1 tRNA gene and 2 rRNA genes (1 of these 3 cut by a window edge) are annotated in these 2,500 nt (G+C 55.1%); all 3 read right to left on the reverse strand.

Features of this window, described 5'->3' with window-relative positions:
- Positions 1–43 precede the first annotated feature (43 nt).
- Positions 44–120, reverse strand: a tRNA-Met gene (locus AD930_RS00170).
- Positions 121–147: 27 nt separating this feature from the next.
- Positions 148–263: ribosomal RNA gene (rrf, locus tag AD930_RS00175) — 5S ribosomal RNA — on the reverse strand.
- A gap of 119 nt (positions 264–382) precedes the next feature.
- Positions 383–2,500, reverse strand: a 23S ribosomal RNA gene (locus AD930_RS00180); it runs 624 nt beyond the window's last position.

Here is a 2,500-nt window from a genome sequence, read left to right on the forward strand (position 1 = left end):
ACTGCGTCGGGCTAAGAGTTTTTGATTAAGTTTTAAGGGATTTTGGTTGCGGGGGCAGGATTTGAACCTGCGGCCTTCAGGTTATGAGCCTGACGAGCTACCGGGCTGCTCCACCCCGCGGTGGTGTTGATTGGGGTAGACTGGAAGACCTGGCGGCGACCGACTTTCCCACGACTTAAGCCGCAGTATCATAGGCGCTGGGGGGTTTCACGGCCGAGTTCGGGATGGGATCGGGTGGATCACTCCCCGCCATGGCCACCAGGTCATCCAGTCCACCCTGAGTGGGGTGGTGTGGATGCGGTTGGTAAAGAGAGAGTTTTTTGTGTGTGACGCGTGCATGGATGATTTCTGTGCACGGGCTGTCCTTTTAAGGGGACAGTATGAGAGTGAGCCTATAGAGCGATTAGGACCAGTTAGCTACACGCATTACTGCGCTTCCACACCTGGCCTATCAACGTGATGGTCTATCACGGCTCTCAGGGAGATCTAGTTTTGAGGTGGGTTTCCCGCTTAGATGCTTTCAGCGGTTATCCCGTCCATACTTAGCTACCCGGCGGTGCCGCTGGCGCGACAACCGGTGCACCAGAGGTATGTTCATCCCGGTCCTCTCGTACTAGGGACAAATCCTCTCAAATCTCCAACATCCACGGCAGATAGGGACCGAACTGTCTCACGACGTTCTAAACCCAGCTCACGTACCACTTTAATCGGCGAACAGCCGAACCCTTGGGACCTGCTCCAGCCCCAGGATGTGATGAGCCGACATCGAGGTGCCAAACCTCCCCGTCGATGTGGACTCTTGGGGGAGATCAGCCTGTTATCCCTAGAGTACCTTTTATCCGTTGAGCGATGGCCCTTCCACGCGGGACCACCGGATCACTATGGCCGACTTTCGTCTCTGCTCGAGCTGTCACTCTCGCAGTCAGGCGGGCTTATGCCATTGCACTCAACAGCCGGTTTCCGACCGGCCTGAGCCCACCATCGCGCGCCTCCGTTACACTTTGGGAGGCGACCGCCCCAGTCAAACTGCCCACCATACAGGGTCCCGGATCAGGCTAACTGACCGCGGTTAGACATCAGAAAAATTCAGGGTGGTATTTCAAGGATGGCTCCACGGGAACTGGCGCCCCCGCTTCAAAGCCTCCCACCTATCCTACACAGAATGTCTCTGATGCCACTGTAAAGCTGCAGTAAAGGTTCATAGGGTCTTTCCGTCTGACCGCGGATACCCCGCATCTTCACGGGGAATTCAATTTCGCTGAGCCGATGCTGGAGACAGCGGGGAAGTCGTTACGCCATTCGTGCAGGTCGGAACTTACCCGACAAGGAATTTCGCTACCTTAGGACCGTTATAGTTACGGCCGCCGTTTACCGGGGCTTCAATTCAGTGCTCTCACACCTCCTCTTAACCTTCCGGCACCGGGCAGGCGTCAGGCCCTATACGTCGTCTTTCGACTTCGCAGAGCCCTGTGTTTTTACTAAACAGTCGCTACCCCCTGGTCTGTGCCACCCGCCAATGGTTGCCCACTAACGGGTCTCGCTTATCCCGAAGTTACACGAGTAATTTGCCTAGTTCCTTCAGCATCGTTCTCTCAAGCGCCTTGGTATTCTCTACCAGTCCACCTGTGTCGGTTTCGGGTACGGTCTATATGCCAGAGCTATTTCCTGGAATGCGCCAAAAGCCAGTCCAATCCGATAAGGACTGACAACATATTGCATTCGTCACTTCTGGCAGGTTCAGGAATATTCACCTGATTCCCATCGACTACGGCTTTCGCCCTCGCCTTAGGGGCCGACTAACCCTGCGTGGATTAACCTTGCGCAGGAACCCTTGGACTTTCGGCGACAGTGTTTCTCGCACTGTTTGTCGCTACTCATGTCAGCATTCGCACTTCCGATATCTCCAGAGGGGGTCACCCCGCCTCCTTCACAGACCTACGGAACGCTCCGCTACCGCGCATATCATAGATATGCACCCACAGCTTCGGCACGTGGCTTGAGCCCCGTTACATTTTCGGCGCAGGGTTTCTATTAGACCAGTGAGCTATTACGCTTTCTTTAAAGGATGGCTGCTTCTAAGCCAACCTCCTGGTTGTTTTGGAATCCCCACATCCTTTCCCACTTAGCCACGATTTAGGGGCCTTAGCTGGTGGTCTGGGCTGTTTCCCTCTCGACAATGGACCTTAGCACCCACTGTCTGTCTGCCAGGCTAATACTTCCGGGTATTCGGAGTTTGGTTAGGTTTGGTAAGGCTTTGGGCCCCCCTAGCCCATCCAGTGCTCTACCCCCCGGGGTAAATTCCTGACGGTCTACCTCAATAGATTTCGCGGAGAACCAGCTATTTCCGAGTTTGATTGGCCTTTCACCCCTAGCCACAGCTCATCCCCGACTTTTTCAACAGGCGTGGGTTCGGCCCTCCAGTGCGTGTTACCGCACCTTCAGCCTGGCCATGGCTAGATCACTCGGTTTCGGGTCTTCTGCCAGCAACTAAACGCCCTAT

The organism is Acetobacter malorum, from assembly GCF_001580615.1.
GTDB lineage: Bacteria > Pseudomonadota > Alphaproteobacteria > Acetobacterales > Acetobacteraceae > Acetobacter > Acetobacter malorum.